The 16,126-nt window shown below is 70.4% G+C and carries 14 protein-coding genes; 9 read left to right on the top strand and 5 right to left on the bottom strand.

Translation table 11 applies throughout. The annotated features are described in order from the left end of the window. Positions 1 to 9: 9 nt before the first annotated feature. Positions 10 to 1,647, bottom strand: coding sequence for a hypothetical protein (locus tag ACFUO4_RS14905; RefSeq protein ID WP_383484207.1), 1,638 nt, complete (start codon positions 1,645 to 1,647; stop codon positions 10 to 12). Between the two features lie 313 nt (positions 1,648 to 1,960). Here ACFUO4_RS14905 and ACFUO4_RS14900 point away from each other — a divergent pair, with 313 nt between their 5' ends. From ACFUO4_RS14900 to ACFUO4_RS14875, 6 genes are all read left to right on the top strand, one after another. Beyond that, complete coding sequence (locus tag ACFUO4_RS14900; protein WP_383484204.1) at positions 1,961 to 2,629, top strand: DedA family protein; 669 nt, start codon at positions 1,961 to 1,963, stop codon at positions 2,627 to 2,629. Beyond that, positions 2,626 to 3,231 carry a phosphatase PAP2 family protein gene (locus ACFUO4_RS14895; RefSeq protein WP_383484201.1) on the top strand — a complete coding sequence of 202 codons (606 nt, stop codon included), beginning with the start codon at positions 2,626 to 2,628 and terminating at the stop codon, positions 3,229 to 3,231. The genes ACFUO4_RS14900 and ACFUO4_RS14895 overlap by 4 nt, the downstream gene beginning before the upstream one ends. Beyond that, the gene (locus ACFUO4_RS14890) at positions 3,228 to 3,944 is read left to right on the top strand and encodes a phosphatase PAP2 family protein (RefSeq protein WP_383484198.1); all 717 of its coding nucleotides are present in this window, start codon (positions 3,228 to 3,230) and stop codon (positions 3,942 to 3,944) included. Before ACFUO4_RS14895 ends, ACFUO4_RS14890 begins: the two co-directional genes overlap by 4 nt. Further along, entirely contained in the window at positions 3,913 to 4,575 is a 663-nt protein-coding gene (locus tag ACFUO4_RS14885) for a response regulator transcription factor (protein WP_383484195.1), read from the top strand. The genes ACFUO4_RS14890 and ACFUO4_RS14885 overlap by 32 nt, the downstream gene beginning before the upstream one ends. Further along, positions 4,572 to 5,948 carry a sensor histidine kinase gene (locus ACFUO4_RS14880; protein ID WP_383484192.1) on the top strand — a complete coding sequence of 459 codons (1,377 nt, stop codon included), beginning with the start codon at positions 4,572 to 4,574 and terminating at the stop codon, positions 5,946 to 5,948. Before ACFUO4_RS14885 ends, ACFUO4_RS14880 begins: the two co-directional genes overlap by 4 nt. 209 nt (positions 5,949 to 6,157) lie before the next feature. Then, complete coding sequence (locus ACFUO4_RS14875; RefSeq protein ID WP_383484189.1) at positions 6,158 to 7,234, top strand: sodium-dependent transporter; 1,077 nt, start codon at positions 6,158 to 6,160, stop codon at positions 7,232 to 7,234. Positions 7,235 to 7,291: 57 nt separating this feature from the next. Here the strand turns inward: ACFUO4_RS14875 and ACFUO4_RS14870 are convergent, their stop codons facing one another. Both ACFUO4_RS14870 and ACFUO4_RS14865 read right to left on the bottom strand, forming a co-directional pair. Beyond that, positions 7,292 to 7,981, bottom strand: a complete 690-nt coding sequence (locus ACFUO4_RS14870) for a response regulator (RefSeq protein WP_383484186.1) — start codon at positions 7,979 to 7,981, stop codon at positions 7,292 to 7,294. Beyond that, on the bottom strand, positions 7,978 to 9,660 hold the full coding sequence (locus ACFUO4_RS14865; protein ID WP_383484183.1) for an ATP-binding protein: 1,683 nt from the start codon (positions 9,658 to 9,660) through the stop codon (positions 7,978 to 7,980). The genes ACFUO4_RS14870 and ACFUO4_RS14865 overlap by 4 nt, the downstream gene beginning before the upstream one ends. A gap of 234 nt (positions 9,661 to 9,894) precedes the next feature. Between ACFUO4_RS14865 and ACFUO4_RS14860 the strand changes: the two genes are divergently transcribed. The 3 genes from ACFUO4_RS14860 to ACFUO4_RS14850 are packed head-to-tail and all read left to right on the top strand — an operon-like array spanning position 9,895 to position 12,784. Then, the gene (locus ACFUO4_RS14860; protein WP_132837391.1) at positions 9,895 to 10,755 is read left to right on the top strand and encodes an ABC transporter ATP-binding protein; all 861 of its coding nucleotides are present in this window, start codon (positions 9,895 to 9,897) and stop codon (positions 10,753 to 10,755) included. Further along, on the top strand, positions 10,752 to 11,633 hold the full coding sequence (locus ACFUO4_RS14855) for an ABC transporter permease (RefSeq protein WP_383484180.1): 882 nt from the start codon (positions 10,752 to 10,754) through the stop codon (positions 11,631 to 11,633). Before ACFUO4_RS14860 ends, ACFUO4_RS14855 begins: the two co-directional genes overlap by 4 nt. Positions 11,634 to 11,692: 59 nt before the next feature. After that, complete coding sequence (locus tag ACFUO4_RS14850) at positions 11,693 to 12,784, top strand: ABC transporter substrate-binding protein (protein WP_383484177.1); 1,092 nt, start codon at positions 11,693 to 11,695, stop codon at positions 12,782 to 12,784. Positions 12,785 to 12,862: 78 nt separating this feature from the next. Here the strand turns inward: ACFUO4_RS14850 and ACFUO4_RS14845 are convergent, their stop codons facing one another. Next, positions 12,863 to 14,512 (bottom strand): alkaline phosphatase family protein, encoded by a 1,650-nt coding sequence (locus ACFUO4_RS14845; RefSeq protein ID WP_383484174.1) that lies wholly within the window; start codon positions 14,510 to 14,512, stop codon positions 12,863 to 12,865. A 178-nt stretch (positions 14,513 to 14,690) separates the two neighbouring features. After that, a complete protein-coding gene (locus ACFUO4_RS14840) occupies positions 14,691 to 16,007 on the bottom strand; it encodes a histidine kinase dimerization/phospho-acceptor domain-containing protein (protein ID WP_383484171.1) in 1,317 nt (438 codons plus the stop codon). Positions 16,008 to 16,126 lie beyond the last annotated feature (119 nt).

Raw genomic sequence — 16,126 nt, 5'->3', positions numbered from 1 at the left:
GCGCCCTCGCTACTGGATCACGGGAGGAGCAGCCGAGATGTGGGCCGTGGTGATCGTCATCGGGGTACCAGTGACGGCTATGAGGTAGGTCCCGGGACCGCGGCCGCCGGGCAGGGCACGGAATCCTCCCGCGGGTTTCACGTGGTACTCGGCGGAGGCGTGCGGGGCGAGCACTGCGGGGCCGGAGGAGATGGTCCACCAGTTGGAGGCGCCCTGGCCGGTACGGCTCGCGAAGTGCGGGGACAGCGCCGTACCGGTGGTGTTGACGGCCCGCACGTCGATGGCGGTGACACCGACGCGCGCGTGATGCGTGGCGAAGCGCGGCGACAGGCTCATGCGCAGGGGCGGCGGGCTCGCCGCGGCGATCGCGACGCACACCAGGGCGGGCGCGAGCAACCCGCCCGCCAAGACTGCCTTCGCACGGCTCGCGACGTGGGGCAGTCGCGGCTGCCAGGCGGTGGCGAACGCGGCGGCCGGGACGGTGGCGGCGGCCGCGAGCCACAGCGGGGTCATCAGCAGGAAGTAGCCGTCCTGGGAGCGGATGGCGAGGTAGAACGCGACCCATGGCAGGACGGTGAGGGCGGGGCCGAGTCGCCGGACGAACAGCAGGGTGGCGACGAGCAGCCCGAGCAGGAGCAGCTGGCTGCCGTAGGAGTAGTAGTCGAGGCGGCCGCTGCCGTGTGTGAAGTAATAGGAGATGCCCATCAGGCCCTGGCCGTGCAGGATCGCCTTCTGGTCGAGCGGCAGGAGTACGCCCTGCAGCCAGGCGGAGAAGCCCTCGACGGCGAAGTACCCGTTGGCCGCCGCGCAGGTGAGAGCGGCGGCAGCCGCGTAACGGGCGGTCACCGCCAGAGCCCGCCTCGGACCGAGTTCCCCGCGCCTGACGGCGTACAGGCCGATCAGCAGGAACGGGACCAGGAACCAGGCGAGTTGCTGGGCCGCGCAGGCGGCACCCAGGCACGCCGCCCGCAGCACTCCCCCTGTGCCGAGGCGGCCGCCCTCACCGGTTGCGGGCCAGCGGACCACCACGGGGACGAGCAGGGCGAGAGCCGTGATCGCCGGGTAGCCGGCGTAGGCGTAGTGGGGCAGGATGCCGAAGCCGAGACAGACCGCGGTGGCGGCTGACCTCCAGGGTGCCGGAAGCAAGAACCACAGCAGTGCCGAGGAGGCAAGGAGCGCGACTGTGGTGACCAGGGTGGCGGCCGCCGTCGAGTGGACGACGGCGTGCACCGGGGCCGCGAGCAGCGCGGTCAGCGGCGGGTAGCCGTAGGTGTAGTCGGCGCCCCCGGACATGGTCTTGGTGATCCCGACGCGCGGTGAGCCGAACAGCCAGGGCCACGGCTGGCCGTAGACGGGACGGCCGTGCAGGATCTCGTTCGCTGCCTGGGCGGTCAGCACTCCCTCGTCGGTGCCCGCGTGATCGAGCAGATAGCCGCAGATCACCAGGGCGACTGCGGTCATCAGTACGACGGCGTCGACCCTGGTCAGCGCGCGACGGCTCCCTACGAGGAGGCTGAGAGCGGCGCAGACGAGGATCGAGGCGTAGCAGACGGAGATGAGGCCGGCGACGGCCGGGCGTGAGGCCATGGCGGTGGTCCAGGCGGCCCGTGTCCCGATGAACAGGCTGATCGTGGCCACGAGGGTCATCCCTCGATGCAACTGCTGGGGCCCGGCGCCCGGGACACCGGATACCCGGCCGGGGGTCGGGGGTGGCGCCGTCGGGTTCGTGGCCGCACGCCGCGGAGTCCAGGTGCCGGTTCCTGTGCGATAGGTGTCAGCCATGACGCCCGTCTCCTCCGCCTCGGGTTCCGTTTGAGTGGCCGTTTGCATCCGGCCACCCACAGAACATCTACTACATCTTGTAGATGTAGGCTCGGCGAGTGCGGTTCCCTCCAGGCCACGTACACGCGGTTGGTCGAATCGCAGACACCGAGTCACCTGCTGGAAAGGCCGCCTTGCCATGACCACACCGATCCATCCGGCATCACAGCTGGCCGTGAACGTGCTGGACGCTCACTCGCTGCTGGCGGCGTTCGGCGTGCTGGGCGTCGGAGTGGTGATGTTCGCCGAGACAGGGCTGCTGGTCGGCTTCTTCCTGCCGGGTGACTCGCTGCTCTTCACGGCCGGTCTGCTGTGCACGGGCTCGGCGGAGTCGGGTGTGCACCTGTCGCTGGGACCACTCCTGGTCGCGGCTGCGGCCGGCGCTCTGGCCGGGGCGCAGTGCGGCTATCTGCTCGGCCGGAAGGCGGGTGGGGCACTGCTGGCCCGTAGCCGCTCGCAGCGCCTGCGCGAGGGTGCGAAACGCGCCGAGGAACTGCTGGAGCGATACGGCCATGCGAAGGCGATCACGCTGGCCCGTTTCGTGCCGGTGGTGCGGACCGTACTCAACCCGATGGCCGGCGCGCTGGAGGTACCGGTGCGCACGTTCACGTTGTGGCAGATCATCGGCGGCCTGGTGTGGAGCCTCGGACTCACCCTCGCGGGGTACGCGCTCGGCTCGTCGATCCCGAACGTCGACCGTTACCTGCTCCCGCTCGTGGCGTTGATCGTTTTCGTGTCGCTGATCCCCCTGGCAGCCGAGGTCTACAGGGCACGCCGGAGCGGCCGGCCCGAGGGAGGATACAGGTGATCATGGCTTTCGACGGGTCGTCTGTCGACGGCTCCGCGTATCTGGACGTAGTGCGTCTGACTCGGCATGCGCCGGCCTGGCTGGACGGAGCGGTGTCGTTCTGGTCGACGTACGGGCTCGCGGCGTTCGCCGTGCTCGCGATCGTGGGCTGGTGGTTCGCTCGACGGGGTGGTGACGCGGCTGCGGTGAGGGCGCTGGCCGTACCGGTGTTCGTGCTCGTCGCGTACGGCGTGGATGCCCTGGTGAAGCTGGCGGTGCGCGAGGACCGGCCATGCCAGAGCCTTCGGGTGAAGACCCTGGAGACGTGTCCGGCGCCCGGCGACTGGTCCTTCCCCAGCAATCACGCGGCGATCGCGGCCGCCGCTGCCGTGGCCCTGTTCTTCGTCTCGCGTCGGCTGGGGGCGGTCGCTGCAGTGGCGGCCCTGGCGATGGCGGTCTCGCGGGTGTGGGTCGGCGCGCACTATCCGCACGACGTCGTGGCAGGCGTGCTGGTCGGTGGCCTCGTCTCCCTGGTGGCGATGCTCGCACTTCGACGGTGGTCGGGATCGATGGCCCGGTGGATCGGCTCCGGCAGCCTGCGCCGGCTGCTGAGCGCGTCATGAATCGGCGCGACGCCGGCGACCTGGCCGGGACGGTCGGTCTCGGTGCTTGGGTGGCGTTCGGCGTCCTCACGATGGTGGTGATCGGCCAGAATGGCGCACCGCTGTGGCCGGACGACGGTTTCCTGAGATGGTCGCTCGGCCATCGGCCGGATGTCGCCCTGGCTCTGGCCCGAGGTGTGACCGATACCGGCAGCGGTGTCGTGCCTTACGTCCTCGCCGTGCTGGCGGGCATGGTCGCGGGACGAACCGCACGGCGACGGATGGGGGCCGCCGCGCTGGGCCTTGCCTGTCTGGGAACCGGTCAGGCGCTGCGCTACGGGGTGATGGAAGCCGTCCAGCGGCCGCGTCCCGCCCATGCCGACTGGGCGGCGTCCGCAGGCGGTTGGGCGTTCCCCTCGGGACACACCACCACAGCGGCCCTCACCGCCGGGTTGCTGATCCTCGCCGTTTCACTGCGCGCCCCGCGCGGCGCCACCTCGCTCCGGGTCGTCATCGGGTGCTGGGGCGTGCTGGTGGGCCTGTCCCGGGTCTATCTCGGCGTGCACTGGTTCACCGACGTCATCGGCGGCTGGCTGTTCGCCACCGGATGGCTCGGAGTGTGCCTGTACGCGATGGCCCGGTGGCTGCCCGCCTCGTTCGTCTCCGGCACGCCCCGTGCGCCGGACAGTCCAACGGAGGGCCATGCGCCACAAGATCCTGGTCGTCGAGGATGATCACGCCCTGCGTGACGTGTTGCGTCGCGGCCTGCTCGACGAGGACTTCGACCCCGTGCCCGCCGCCGACGGGGCCACCGCCCTGCGGCTGGCCACGGACGACATCGCGGCCGTCGTCCTGGATGTCGGGTTGCCCGACGCGGACGGCCGGGACGTCTGCCAGGCGCTGCGCGCGGGTGGGTTCGCCGCGCCGATCATCTTCCTGACGGCCCGCCATCACCTCACCGACCGGCTGTCCGGGTTTTCCGCCGGGGCCGACGACTACGTGCCCAAGCCGTTCCATCTCGCCGAACTCGTCGCCCGGCTTCGGGCCGCACTCAAACGGGCCGCACCAGCGGCCATGGCCACCGTCGGAGACCTGGTCCTGGACGCGACCCGGCACAGCGCGCACGTCGGGGGCGTCCACATCGACCTGTCCCCCACGGAGTTCCGTCTGCTGGCCACGCTCATGGCCGCAGGTGGCACCCTCGTGTCCCGTCGCGACCTGGTCAGGGCCGCCTGGCCGGACGGCGCCCAGGTCAGCGACAACACCCTCGACCAGTATCTGAGCCGACTGCGCCGCAAGCTGCGCGAAGCGGGCAGCGGCCTCGGCCTCACCACGACACGCGGGATCGGGCACCGGCTGGCATGAACCGGCTCGCGCGCCGACTGGCGCCCCGCACACTGCGTGGTCGGCTCTCGCTCGTGGCACTGACCACCGCCGCGCTCCTGATGACCGTGCTGACCGTTGTGTTCAACACCGCGATGGACCGGCACCTCCAGCACCAGGCCGACGACGAACTGCGCAACCGTGCCGCCGCCGTCGCCACCACCGTCGACACCAGGGGGCCCCGAGTGCGGGTCCTGGAGACCGTCAACGACAGCCTGCTCGACGCGAACGTGTGGATCTACGCCGGGACACGGCTGCTGGAGAAACCACCGTCCGCCACGGCCGGCAGTGCGCTGACCCGGGCCGCCGACCGGCTCGCCGCGCGGGCCGGGCCGGTCTGCGCGACGGTGCGGACCGGCAACCCCCGTTTCGTCCGCCTGTGCTCCCACCCCGTGTCCGGCCTTCGCAGCACCGCCACCGTTGTCACAGCCGTGGATCTCGCGCCTTACCGCAACTCCGCCGGCATCCTGCTGTCCGGCTCGCTGATCCTGGACGCCGTCATGCTCGCGTGCACCTACGCGCTGACGCGGCTGGCTGTCGGACGGGCGCTGCGCCCCGTGCGCACCATGACCGACCAGGCCACCCAGTGGAGCGCCGTCGGTTCCGACCAGCGTTTCGGCGCCGAGGACCAGCCGGCCGAACTGGCCCGCCTGGGCACCTCGTTGGACGCACTGCTGGACCGCATCCGCACGGTGCTGCGTCACGAGCAGCAGCTGACCGGGGAGTTGTCCCACGAACTGCGCACTCCGCTCACCCGGATCGTCGTCGAGCTCGACTGGTGGCAGGCCCGCCCGCGCTCGGCCGCCGAGACTAACGCCACCCACGAGGTGATCGCGGAGGCCGCCCAGACCATGCGCACCATCTGCGACACCCTGTTGAACGACGCCCGCGAAGGCGCGCGGGACACCACCACGGCCGTCGGTGCCACCGCTGTCGCTCCCGTGCTGCGGCGACTGGTCGAGGACCTCGACGCACGGAAACAGCTGACGACCGTCGTCGACGTGCCGGACCAGCAGATGGAGGCGGGCGTCGCCCCCGCTCTTCTCGAACGCATCGTCAGCCCGCTGCTGGCCAACGCCGTTCGCCATGCCGGTGCCACGGTGACCGTGTCCGCGCGGCAGCAGCCGGGCGGCGTCCGCATCGAGGTCACCGACGACGGTCCCGGCGTACCGGAGGAGTTCCTCGACGATCTCTTCCAGCCCGGCCGCCGCGCGGACTTCGGCGACGGGCACGACGGGGCGGGCCTGGGACTGCCGCTCGCGCGGCGCCTGGCCCGCGCCGTCGGCGGCGAGGTCTCCCACGACCCCGAGCACACCCCCGGAGCACGATTCCTGATCGACCTGCCCGCCGGATGACGTGATTACAGCAGCACGTTCGGCACCTTCATCAGCCAGAAGGGGGCCGGTGCGCCACGGGAGACCTGAACGCATCCTGACCGCCGTGCGTCATCGGCTGGCACATCCGCCTCATCCGAGCACTATCAGTGACATGACGACTCGTGATCACGGCTCCTGCATAGCGGCGCTCCGCCCCGTCCCCTCCGCCGCCATGGAAGAAGGCCGCCTTGAGCCGTCCGACTGCCTCCCCACCGCCTGCCGACCCGGTGACGACCTGGCTGCACCGTCGGCTCGGCCGGGCTGTCGTGCTGTCCTACGTCGCCGCCCTCCTCCTGCCCGACCCCGGCCTGTGGCTGCGTCGCGACCACATCGTGCCGATCGGCACGGTCACCGGCCTGCCCCTGAGCACCGCCCCGCTGCTGCTGTCCCTGGTGCTCTTCTCCGCAGGACTCCAGGTACCCGTCCGTGAACTGGGCCGTCTGCTCCGCAGGCCGACCACCCTGCTGGCCGGGATGGTCCTCCACCTCGCGATCCCGCTCCTGGTCATCCCGGTCGTCGCGTTCGGACTGCACCGCACGCCGGACAGCGACGGCGGCAGCGGGCTGATCACCTCGATGATCCTGATCGTGGCGATGCCGGTGGCCGCCGGAGCCACCGTCTGGACCGGCCAGGGTGCCGGTGACCAGCCCACCATGGTGGGACTCGTCCTCGCCTCCACCCTCCTGAGCCCGCTCACCATCCCGCTGGTCATCACCACTTTGGTGCCGCTCCTCGACGGCGGCTACGCGGACACGCTCGCAACGACCGGCCGCACGGTCAACGGCGGCTTCGCCCTCGTCACCGTGGTCCTCCCCTGCGCCGTCGGCATCCTGTTCCGACTCGCACTGCCGACGGCGTGGCTCGACCGGTCCCTGCGTGTGATCGTGCCCGTGGCGCTGACCGGATCACTCGTCCTGACCTACGTCAACGCCAGTGGCGCCCTGGGCTCGTTCCTCGCCCACCCACGCCCCCTCCTGTTCGCCGCCGCATTGGCCGTGGCTGCGCTCGTCTGCCTGTTGTCCTTCGCGTTGGGCCGGACCGCCGCGCGGCTCCTCCATCTGGACGGCCCCGCCTCCTCCTCGCTGACGCTCGCCTGCGGCATGAACAACAGCAGCGCGAGCGCGGTCCTGATCACCACCGCGCTGCCCGACAAACCACACCTGCTCCTGCCGGTGCTCGCCTACGGGCTGCTGCAGAAGACAGCCGCGAGCAGGGTTGTGCGGACGGCAGGTCGTCGGCACCCGCCCTGCCCTGCGTCACCGTGAACACCGCGGACGGGCTCGATGAACAAAGCGGACAGGCTCAAGAACAAGAGCGTCCGCTCAGTGCGTGATGCGATACAGGTGCTCGGGGCGGCCGGTCGCCCCGTAGCGAAGTTCGAGACGGACCATGCCCTCCTTGACCAGGTAGGAGAGATAACGCTGAGCCGTGGCACGGGAGACACCGGTACGTTCGGCGGCCTCCGCAGCCGACAGAGCGTCGGGCGCGCCGCGCAGGGTCTGGTGCAACAGGGCAAGCGTCGGCGCGGAGTGCCCCTTCGCAGGGATACGGGGCACGGCCGGCGGCCGGGCGGCGCTGAACAGGGCGTCCACGTCGGCCTGATCGGTCTCGGGGACCGTACCCAGGGCGTCCATACGGTGCTGGAGTTCCCGGTAGGCGGTGAGCCGCTCGGCGAGGTCGGGTGCGCCGAAGGGCTTGACCAGGTATCCGACGGCGCCGAGTTTCATCGCGATCCGTACCGAGGTGATGTCCCGGTCCGCGGTGATCATGATGGCGTCGGGGCGGTCGCCGCCCTCGTCGCCGCTCAGCCGGCGCAGCACGTCCAGTCCGCTGCCGTCCGGCAGGAAGATGTCGAGCAGCAGCAGGTCGGGGTGGAGGTCGCGCACCGCGGCCAGCGCCTCGGCCACCGTCGCCGCCCGGCCGACCACCTCGAAGCCCCGGACACGGGACACGTAGTCGCAGTGGATGCGGCTCACCCGGAAGTCGTCTTCCACCACCAGCGTCCGGATCACCAGCGATCACCTCCCCCCACGCCGTCCAGTACCGGTGAAGCCGTCGTGACCAGGCCGCCCCCTGGGCCTGGCGCGGTGTCGGGCACCGGCAGCATCACGGTGAAGACGGCGCCGCGTCCTTCAGTGACGGCGATCGTGCCGCCGTGCCGCTGCACCAGCCGGTGGACGAGCGCGAGGCCGAGGCCGCGCCGGGCGGTGCCGCGGTCCGGACGGGTCGACCAGCCGTCCTCGAAGATGGACTCGGCGGTGTCCGGCGGGATGCCGGGGCCGGTGTCGGCCACCTCCACCCGCACCACGTCGACGGCCTCGATCAGCGACAGACAGACCTCGGCACCGCCCGAGGGCGCCGGTCCGGTCGCGGACGCCTCGATCGCGTTGTCCAGCAGGTTGCCGATGATGGTCAGCAGCCGGGGCAGATGCGGCGGGTCCGCGCCGAGGGCGGAGTCCTCGCTGAGCACGATCCGCACCCCGCGTTCCGCGGCCACCGTGGTCTTGGCGACGATCAGTCCCACGAGCAGCGGGTTGCCGATCCGTTCCCGTACGGATTCGGTCAGCGCCTGCTCGGCACCGGCCGTTTCGACGGCGAACTCGTAGGCGGCGTCGTGGTCGCCGATGTCCAGAAGCCCGGCCACCGTGTGCATACGGTTGGTGAACTCGTGCTGCTGGGCGCGCAGCGCGTCCGTCAGCCCGCGCACCGAGTCCAGCTCGCGCAGCAGACCGATCAGCTCGGTGCGGTCCCGCACCGTGACCACGGCGCCCAGTTCCCGTCCGTGCAAGGCGACCGGCATCCGGTTGACGACCAGGCAGTGGTCGTCGGTGAGCACGCTGATGTCGCCGCCCGCCAGGGTGCCGTCCAGGGCTCGGCGCAGCCGCCCGTCGGGCAGGACTTCCGCCAGCGTGCTGCCGAGCGCGGTGCCCAGTCCGAGCAGGTCGCGGGCCTCGTCGTTGACCAGCGTGATCCGGCCGTCCGGGTCGAAGGCGACGACTCCCTCACGGATTCCGTGCAGCATCGCCTCCCGGTCCTGCAACAGGCCGGCGATCTCCTCCAGCTCCAGCCCGAACGTCGTCCGCTTGAGCCGTCCGGCCAGCAGAAACGCGGCCGCCGAGCCGAGGGCGACGGCGATGGCGCTGTACAGGCCGAAGGTGGGCAGCTCCCGCCACAGCTCGCCCAGCACATAGTGCTCGGGGATCCCCGCGGACACCTCGCCGACCAGCTTGCCGGTGGGCCCGTACAGCGGGGACTTGCCGTTGGCGGAACGCCCCGTCGCGCCCTGGTCGGTGCCGACGTGCGTCCTGCCGTCCAGCACCACGATCCGGTCCCCCGTCGGTTCACCGACCAGCGCCGGGTCGGGGTGCGAGTGGCGGATACCGCGCAGGTCGAGCACGACCACGTACGACGCGCCCGACGCCCTGCGGATCCGCTCGGCGACCGTCTGCACCACGTCGCCGCCGCCCCCGTACTGCATGGCGTGGCGGATCTGCGGTTCGGCGGCCGTGGTCTCGGCGATGGCCAGGGCCCGCTTCTCGTAGGCACGGTCGATCTCGCCTCGCTGCGCGAAGGCGAACAGCCCGAAACCGATCAGCCCGGTCAGCGCGAGGATGGCCAGTTGGTTGGCCAGAATCCGCGCGGAGAGCCTCCCCTTCCCACCGCGGCCGATCGGGATACGGATGCGTGTCACGGGTGTCTCTGCCTGTCGTACGGGGCCCGGGCGCGGCCCCTGCGCCGTACCCGTGGTGGCGTGATTGTGCCCCCGTCACCGGCCTTCTGCCCACCCCCGGCCTACTGAGCAGAACGAGCAAAAGCATGGCTAACACGGCTAACGCGAGATACGGCTGAAACAGCGACGTAACACCCGCCGGCCTCTAGCGTCTGCCTTCCTCGACCTCCGAGGTCAGGAAGGAGACAGCCTCAGATGGCTTCGCGAAACGACGTTGCGACGAGCCCCGGCGCCGAGAAGACCGGCCGGGACAGCGCACGAGTCGAGATCTCAGGACTCACCAAACGGTTTCTGACTCCCGCGGGTGAGGTGTTCACGGCGCTGCAGGACGTCTCGTTCACCGTGGAGCCGGGCCAGTTCTGCGCGGTGGTGGGCCCGACCGGCTGCGGCAAGTCGACGACGCTGAGCATGGTGTCCGGGCTCGACCGGCCCAGCGAGGGCTCGGTCAAGGTCGGCGGCCGTGAGGTGGACGGCGTCACCGACGGCGTCAGCTTCATGTTCCAGAGCGACGCGCTGCTGCCCTGGAAGACGGTCCTCGGCAACGTCCTGATGGGCCCGGTCTTCCGCAGGGTGCCCAAGCAGCAGGCCCAGGCATCGGCACGCGACTGGCTGCGCCGAGTGGGCCTGACGGGGTTCGAGGACCGCTACCCGCACCAGCTCTCCGGCGGCATGCGCAAGCGCGTGGCGATGGCCGCGGCACTGATCAACGAACCCCGGATCCTCATCATGGACGAGCCGTTCGGCGCCCTCGACGTGCAGACCAAGGCGATCATGTCGACCGAACTGCTCGGCCTGTGGGAGCAGATCCGACCGTCGGTCATCTTCATCACCCACGACCTCGACGAGGCCGTGGCGCTCGCCGACCGGGTCGTCGTCATGACGTCCAGCCCCGGCTCCGTCAAGGCCGTCTTCGACATCGACCTGCCCCGCCCCCGCGGCTCGGTCCAGGAAATCCGCTTCCAGCCCCGCTTCATCGAACTCCAGCACCAGATCTGGGACTCGCTGCGCGAGGAGGTGGAGCGCGCCTACGCACGCACCGCAGGAGGTACGGCATGACCACGGCATCCACCCTCTCCACGGCCCCAGCCAAGGACGGCTCACCCGTGTCAGCCGCGGCCGCCGCCAGGAGCGCCGTCCGGCGGCGCACCGCGCTGGTGTGGGCGGGACGCATCGGTCTCGCCGTCCTCGTCCTCGGTGGCTGGCAGGCGTTCACCGCCTGGGGAATCGTCGACAAGTTCTTCTTCGGGCAGCCATCCGGCATCGCCCAACGGCTGGTCGATCTCTTCCGGCAGGGCACCGAGTTCGGGACCTTCTACGCCAACATCTGGACCACGATCCAGGAGGCGCTCGCCGGCTTCGCCCTCGGAGCCGTCACCGGAGTGGTCTTCGGCGTCGCGCTCGGCCAGAGCCGCTTCCTCGCCGACGTGCTCGGCCCCTACATCAAGATGGTCAACGCGATCCCGCGCATCGTCCTCGGCTCGATCTTCATCGTCGCGTTCGGCATCGGTGTGCTGCCGAAGATCCTGCTCGCCGCCGTGCTGGTGTTCTTCATCGTCTTCTTCAACGCCTTCCAGGGCGTCCGCGAGGTCGACCGCAACATCCTCGCCAACGCCAAGGTCCTCGGCGCCTCGCAGTGGCAGACGATCCGGCACGTCACCGTGCCCTCCGCACTCACCTGGATCATCGCCAGCCTGCACAGCGCCTTCGGTTTCGCCATCGTCGGCGCGCTGGTCGGCGAGGTGCTCGGCGCACAGAGCGGCCTCGGCCTGGTCATCAAGACCGCGCAGAACAACTTCGACCCCAACGGCGTGTTCGCCACGATGCTCGTCATCTCGGTCATCGTGCTCGGCGCCGAGTGGCTGATCGGCAAGCTCGAACACCGGCTGCTGTCCTGGCGCCCGCCGGCCCCCTCAGAGGCCGCCAACTCCATCTGACGCCCCCGCCTCTCATCCGTACCGGAACCCTCACCCTCAGCAAAGGAATGTGGTCAGCCATGTCCAGACGACCCGTCGCCGTCGCCGCGTCTCTCCTCACCGTTCTCGCCCTCGGCGCGGTCAGCGCCTGTTCCTCCGGCAACTCCTCCGCCTCGACCGTCGGTTCGGGTGGCACGCCGACCGTCAAGCTGATGGTCGGCGGCATCGACAAGCAGATCTACCTGCCGTACCAGCTCGCGCAGCAACTGGGCTTCTACAAGAAGTACGGCGTCAACGTCGAGCTCAGCACCGAGCAGGACGGCGGCGTCGGCGCCGAGGAGGCCATGGCCTCGGGGCAGGTGGACATGGCCGGCGCCTGGTACAACCACACCATCGAGTTCCAGGCCAAGGGCAAGGCCGTCGAGGACGTCGTCCAGCTGTCCGGTGCACCGGGCGAGCGGGAGATGTGCACCAAGAAGTCGGGCGTCACCTCGGGCGCCGACTTCAAGGGCAAGACACTCGGTGTCACCGACCTGGGCTCGGGAACCGACACCCTCACCCAGTTCCTGGCCGCCAAGCAGGGCGTCAAGAGCAGCGAGTTCCACCGGATCGCGGTCGGTGCGGGCTCCACCGCCATCGCCGCGCTGCAGAACGGCAAGGTCGACTGCGCCATGACGACGCAGCCCACGGTCGCCGCGATCCAGAAGAAGGGCGTCGGCAGCTCCGCGATCGACCTGGCCACCACGCAGGGTGCCACGGCGGCGATGGGCGGCGCCTATCCCGCGGCCAGTGTGCTCGCCCGCACCGACTGGGTGAACTCGCACAAGGACACCGTGCAGAAGGTCGTCGACGCGCTCGTCGCCACCATGCACTGGATCAACACCCACAGCGCGGCCGACATAGCGAACAAGCTGCCCGCGTCGTACGTGTCGAACCAGTTGGTGACCAAGGCCGACTACATCTCGGCCCTGACCGAGGACAAGGGTCAGTTCCTCCCGGACGGCATCATGCCGGCCGGCGGTCCGAAGACCTCCCTGGCGACGGAGAAACTGGTCGGCAACGTGAAGGGGTCGGTGGATCTCGGCAAGACGTTCACCAACGACTTCGCCCTCCAGGCCAACAAGACCGAAGGCTTCAAGACCACCACGACCCCGGCAGGTCCGAACGGCTGACCCCGCCCGGCACGGGGCCGCCCAGGTGACATCCACCTGGGCGGCCCGCCCGCGTCGGGCCGGTGCTCACTGAACCACTCAGCGGATCGGCAGGACGGGGGTGTGCTCCTCGCGCACGGCCTGCAGAGAGCGGGGGCTCAGACCGAGCAGGTTCAGGATCGTCGGTGCGATCTGCTTGGTCTGCACGTGGGCGGAGTTGCGCACGCCGTCCGGAACCGAGGCGCCCGACACCACCAGCGGAACGTCTAGGTCGTCGGCGTGGGAGCCGCCGTGCTCGGCGATCTTCTTGGTACCGCCGGTGTAGACGACGCCGTACTGCGCGATGCCGAAGATGTCCGGGACACGGGCGTCGCCGGCCTCGACGTGGAAGTAGTGGGCCGCGGCCTTCCCTGCGTAGACCTTGCTGAGTCCGCTGCGGGTGAAGCCCTTGGGCGCGGCGTTGATGTCGGTGCCGGTGCCGCTCTGCGCCAGCAGGTACGTCTTGGCGAACTCGGTGGCGGCCTGCGAGCGGTCGGTCAGCCAGAGCAGCATCGCGTCGTCGTCCACGGAGTGCGCGACCAGATCGCCGGCGGCGGGGTGGAGCTTCTTCCAGGCGGCGTTGAGGCCGTCCAGCAGCGGGCCGTCGTCGATCCGGGTAAGCGCGGTGGGGTCGGTGGGCGACTGACCGTGCTTGGCGGACAGGATGACCGTGGTGCTGCCGGCCAGGTGCCGCTTGGTGATCTCAGAAGTCAGGGCACCGATCTGCGCGTTGACGAAGTCCAGGTTCTTCGCCAGCAGCGGTCCGGGCACGTTCTTGGCGGTGTAGCCGCCCTTGAGGCCGTCGGAGGCGGGCAGCTTCTGCGCGGTGGACACCGACTGGAAGTTGAGGCCGAAGATCGCCGGGGTGCCGACCTTGTGGCTACGGCTGTGGTCGTAGCCGTCGATCTCGTTGAGGACGGCCTTCACCTTGTAGCCGTCGTACTGCTCGGTGGCCTGGTTGTCCTTGGTCCAGTCGTCGCCCGCCGGGTAGCCGAGGGCGTCGCTGTTGATCTCGGGCGTGAACAGGTCCTGGATGCCGGTGCCCGAGGGCCCGTTGAGGATTTCGTAGGCCGCGTGCTTGTCCGACCATGCGGTGCGCAGGCCCGCGCTGCGGGCCACCTCGAAGACGGTGTTCACCTTGAGGTAGGAGTGCGGGTAGACCGGCTTACAGGTCTTGGGGTCGACCGGCAGCTTGGCGGCGTTGATCAGACTCGCAGGGTTACCGGTCATCCACAGGATGCTGTCCGGCAGGCCGGTGAGGCCCTGACCGGCGTCGATGGAGGCCTGGTTCTTGTCCAGGTCCTCCGTGAGGTCCACCTCGACACCGGGCTTGACGGCCTTGCAGTTGGTGGTCCCGGCGGGCAGGAGCGCCGCGTTGTAGGTGTCGTCGTAGTAGATGCCGGTGGTGCCGGGGCCGCCGCCGGTCGCCTGGGCGACCATGCCGGGGAAGGAGTCGGACGGCGTGGTGGTCTTGGCGTGGGTGTACTCCACACCGCCGCCGACCAGGCGCGCCAGTGCCGAGTTCGGGTGCCGGGAGACGTACCAGGCCAGGTCCGACTGGTGCAGTCCGTCGACCGAGATCAGCAGGACGTGCTTGGCGTGGGGCTGGTGGTGGGAGGCGGCGAACGCCGGGGGCTGGAGGGCGGTGACGCCGGTCAGGGCTCCGGCGGCAGCGAGAACGGCTGCGAGTCTGACATGACTTCTGGACATGTGTGCATCTCCCGGCTCTTTGGGGCGATTTGCGAGGCGGGCCCATCAGAGTCGCGTCTTGCGTACCGGAAACGGCGCATGTGTGAACGCACACGGAAGAAGCGGTCGGGTCTTCATCAAGGCAGGTCTGCTTTTCTTCAAGACCGAGAGACGGCCACAGCCCTGTCGAGCAGTTCTCTCACGCGGACGACTCCGGCCCCTCGTCCCGGTCGACGGGAATGAGCAAGGTGAAGGTGGCGGGGCGAGCACTGGCCAGGAAGATCCTGCCGCCCAGGGAGACGGCCAGGTCCCGGGCGAGCGCCAATCCGATACCCGCCCCCGGTCCGCCCCCGGTGTGCCCACGGTCGAACAGCCGGGCCGGCTCCCCCGCCACGGCACCCTCGTCGCTCACGTCGAAGGCGAGGGCGTCGTCCAGGTCCCGCACGGTGACCCGGACCGTCCCGCGCCCATGCACGCGGGCGTTGTCCAGCAGGATGCCGAGCACCTCCGACACAGGCGCGCCCGGGACCAGGACATCGGTCGGTGTGTCCCGCGCGGCGCACTCCAGGCGTCTGCCGTCCCTGGCGAACAGGCCGTGCCACCGCTCCTCGGCGTCCCGCAGCAGTTGCCCCACCGCGATTTTCCCGGCGGCGGAGGGGGACACCTTGGCGGCACCAGACAGACGCAGCACCTCCTCCACCGTGTGGTGCAGGCGGTGGGTGGTGGCCAGTGCTTCGGTCAGGACGGGGCGCAGGCCGGCGTCGTCGTCCTGGGCGAGGCCCGCCTCCAGGACGAGTTGCAGACCGGTGAGCGGGGTGCGCAGCTGGTGGGAGGCGTTGGCGGTGAAGTCGCGTTCGTGGCGAAGGAGCTCGGAGAGGCTGCGCAGCATCTCGTTGTGGGTGCGGGCGACCTGGTCGATCTCGCCGATGCTGCTGCGGGCGGCACGGGCGTTCAGGTCGCCCTCGGTCACGGCCCGGCAGTGGCGGGACAGATCCTCCAACGGGGCCGCCAGGGCCCGGGCCTGACGGCGGGCCACGACCACCGCGACGGCCAGCGCCAACGCCGCCACCCCCAGCAACACCGCCCACGCGACGAGGACGCGGTCGCGCACGGAGGCCGCGGGGGACGAGACCCGCACGACTCCGATCACCTGCTCGGCGTGGGAGACAGGCACGGTGACCACCAGATCACCGCCCGAGTGGCCCCGTACGGCCTCTCCGCCCAGGGCGCGTCGGACCGGGGCGTCGCCCGCACGGGGACCGCTGCCCGCCCGCAGCCGCGCCTGCGGGTCGTACAGACCCAGGTGCCCGCCCACCGGGGGCCTGGGGAGTTCCGCCGGGTCGCCGGTCGCGTAGTCCGGGCTCACCCGTACGGCCCCGGCCAGGGCGGACCGCTCAAGGGTGTCGCGCTGGTCGGCGTACAGGGTCGACCTGATGGCCAGGGCGAGCGGGACCGCGAGGAGGACGACGGCGACCAGAGCGGCGGTCAGGGCGACTCGCACCACGCGCTGTCTCATGAGCCCATCATGCGGGCCGTTCACCTGGGCGGACGTGCTGCGCCACACGCTTTTGCCGTCCTCTAACCCGTCGCGAGCAGGGCGTTAACCGGCCGCTCCCTAGCGTCGGTGACGTGGAC

It is taken from the genome of Streptomyces sp. NPDC057280 (assembly GCF_042668605.1).
In the GTDB taxonomy this organism is placed as follows: domain Bacteria; phylum Actinomycetota; class Actinomycetes; order Streptomycetales; family Streptomycetaceae; genus Streptomyces.
Note: the sequence above shows the minus strand (reverse complement) of the source record. Positions and strands in the feature narration are given on the sequence as shown.

Bases quoted from the DNA above. Each gene is read 5' to 3' on its own strand.
- ACFUO4_RS14905 (WP_383484207.1), bottom strand. From the start codon at position 1,647: ATGACCCTCGTGGCCACGATCAGCCTGTTCATCGGGACACGGGCCGCC.
- ACFUO4_RS14900 (WP_383484204.1), top strand. From the start codon at position 1,961: ATGACCACACCGATCCATCCGGCATCACAGCTGGCCGTGAACGTGCTG.
- ACFUO4_RS14890 (WP_383484198.1), top strand. From the start codon at position 3,228: ATGAATCGGCGCGACGCCGGCGACCTGGCCGGGACGGTCGGTCTCGGT.
- ACFUO4_RS14885 (WP_383484195.1), top strand. From the start codon at position 3,913: ATGCGCCACAAGATCCTGGTCGTCGAGGATGATCACGCCCTGCGTGAC.
- ACFUO4_RS14880 (WP_383484192.1), top strand. From the start codon at position 4,572: ATGAACCGGCTCGCGCGCCGACTGGCGCCCCGCACACTGCGTGGTCGG.
- ACFUO4_RS14860 (WP_132837391.1), top strand. From the start codon at position 9,895: ATGGCTTCGCGAAACGACGTTGCGACGAGCCCCGGCGCCGAGAAGACC.
- ACFUO4_RS14855 (WP_383484180.1), top strand. From the start codon at position 10,752: ATGACCACGGCATCCACCCTCTCCACGGCCCCAGCCAAGGACGGCTCA.
- ACFUO4_RS14850 (WP_383484177.1), top strand. From the start codon at position 11,693: ATGTCCAGACGACCCGTCGCCGTCGCCGCGTCTCTCCTCACCGTTCTC.
- ACFUO4_RS14845 (WP_383484174.1), bottom strand. From the start codon at position 14,512: ATGTCCAGAAGTCATGTCAGACTCGCAGCCGTTCTCGCTGCCGCCGGA.
- ACFUO4_RS14840 (WP_383484171.1), bottom strand. From the start codon at position 16,007: ATGAGACAGCGCGTGGTGCGAGTCGCCCTGACCGCCGCTCTGGTCGCC.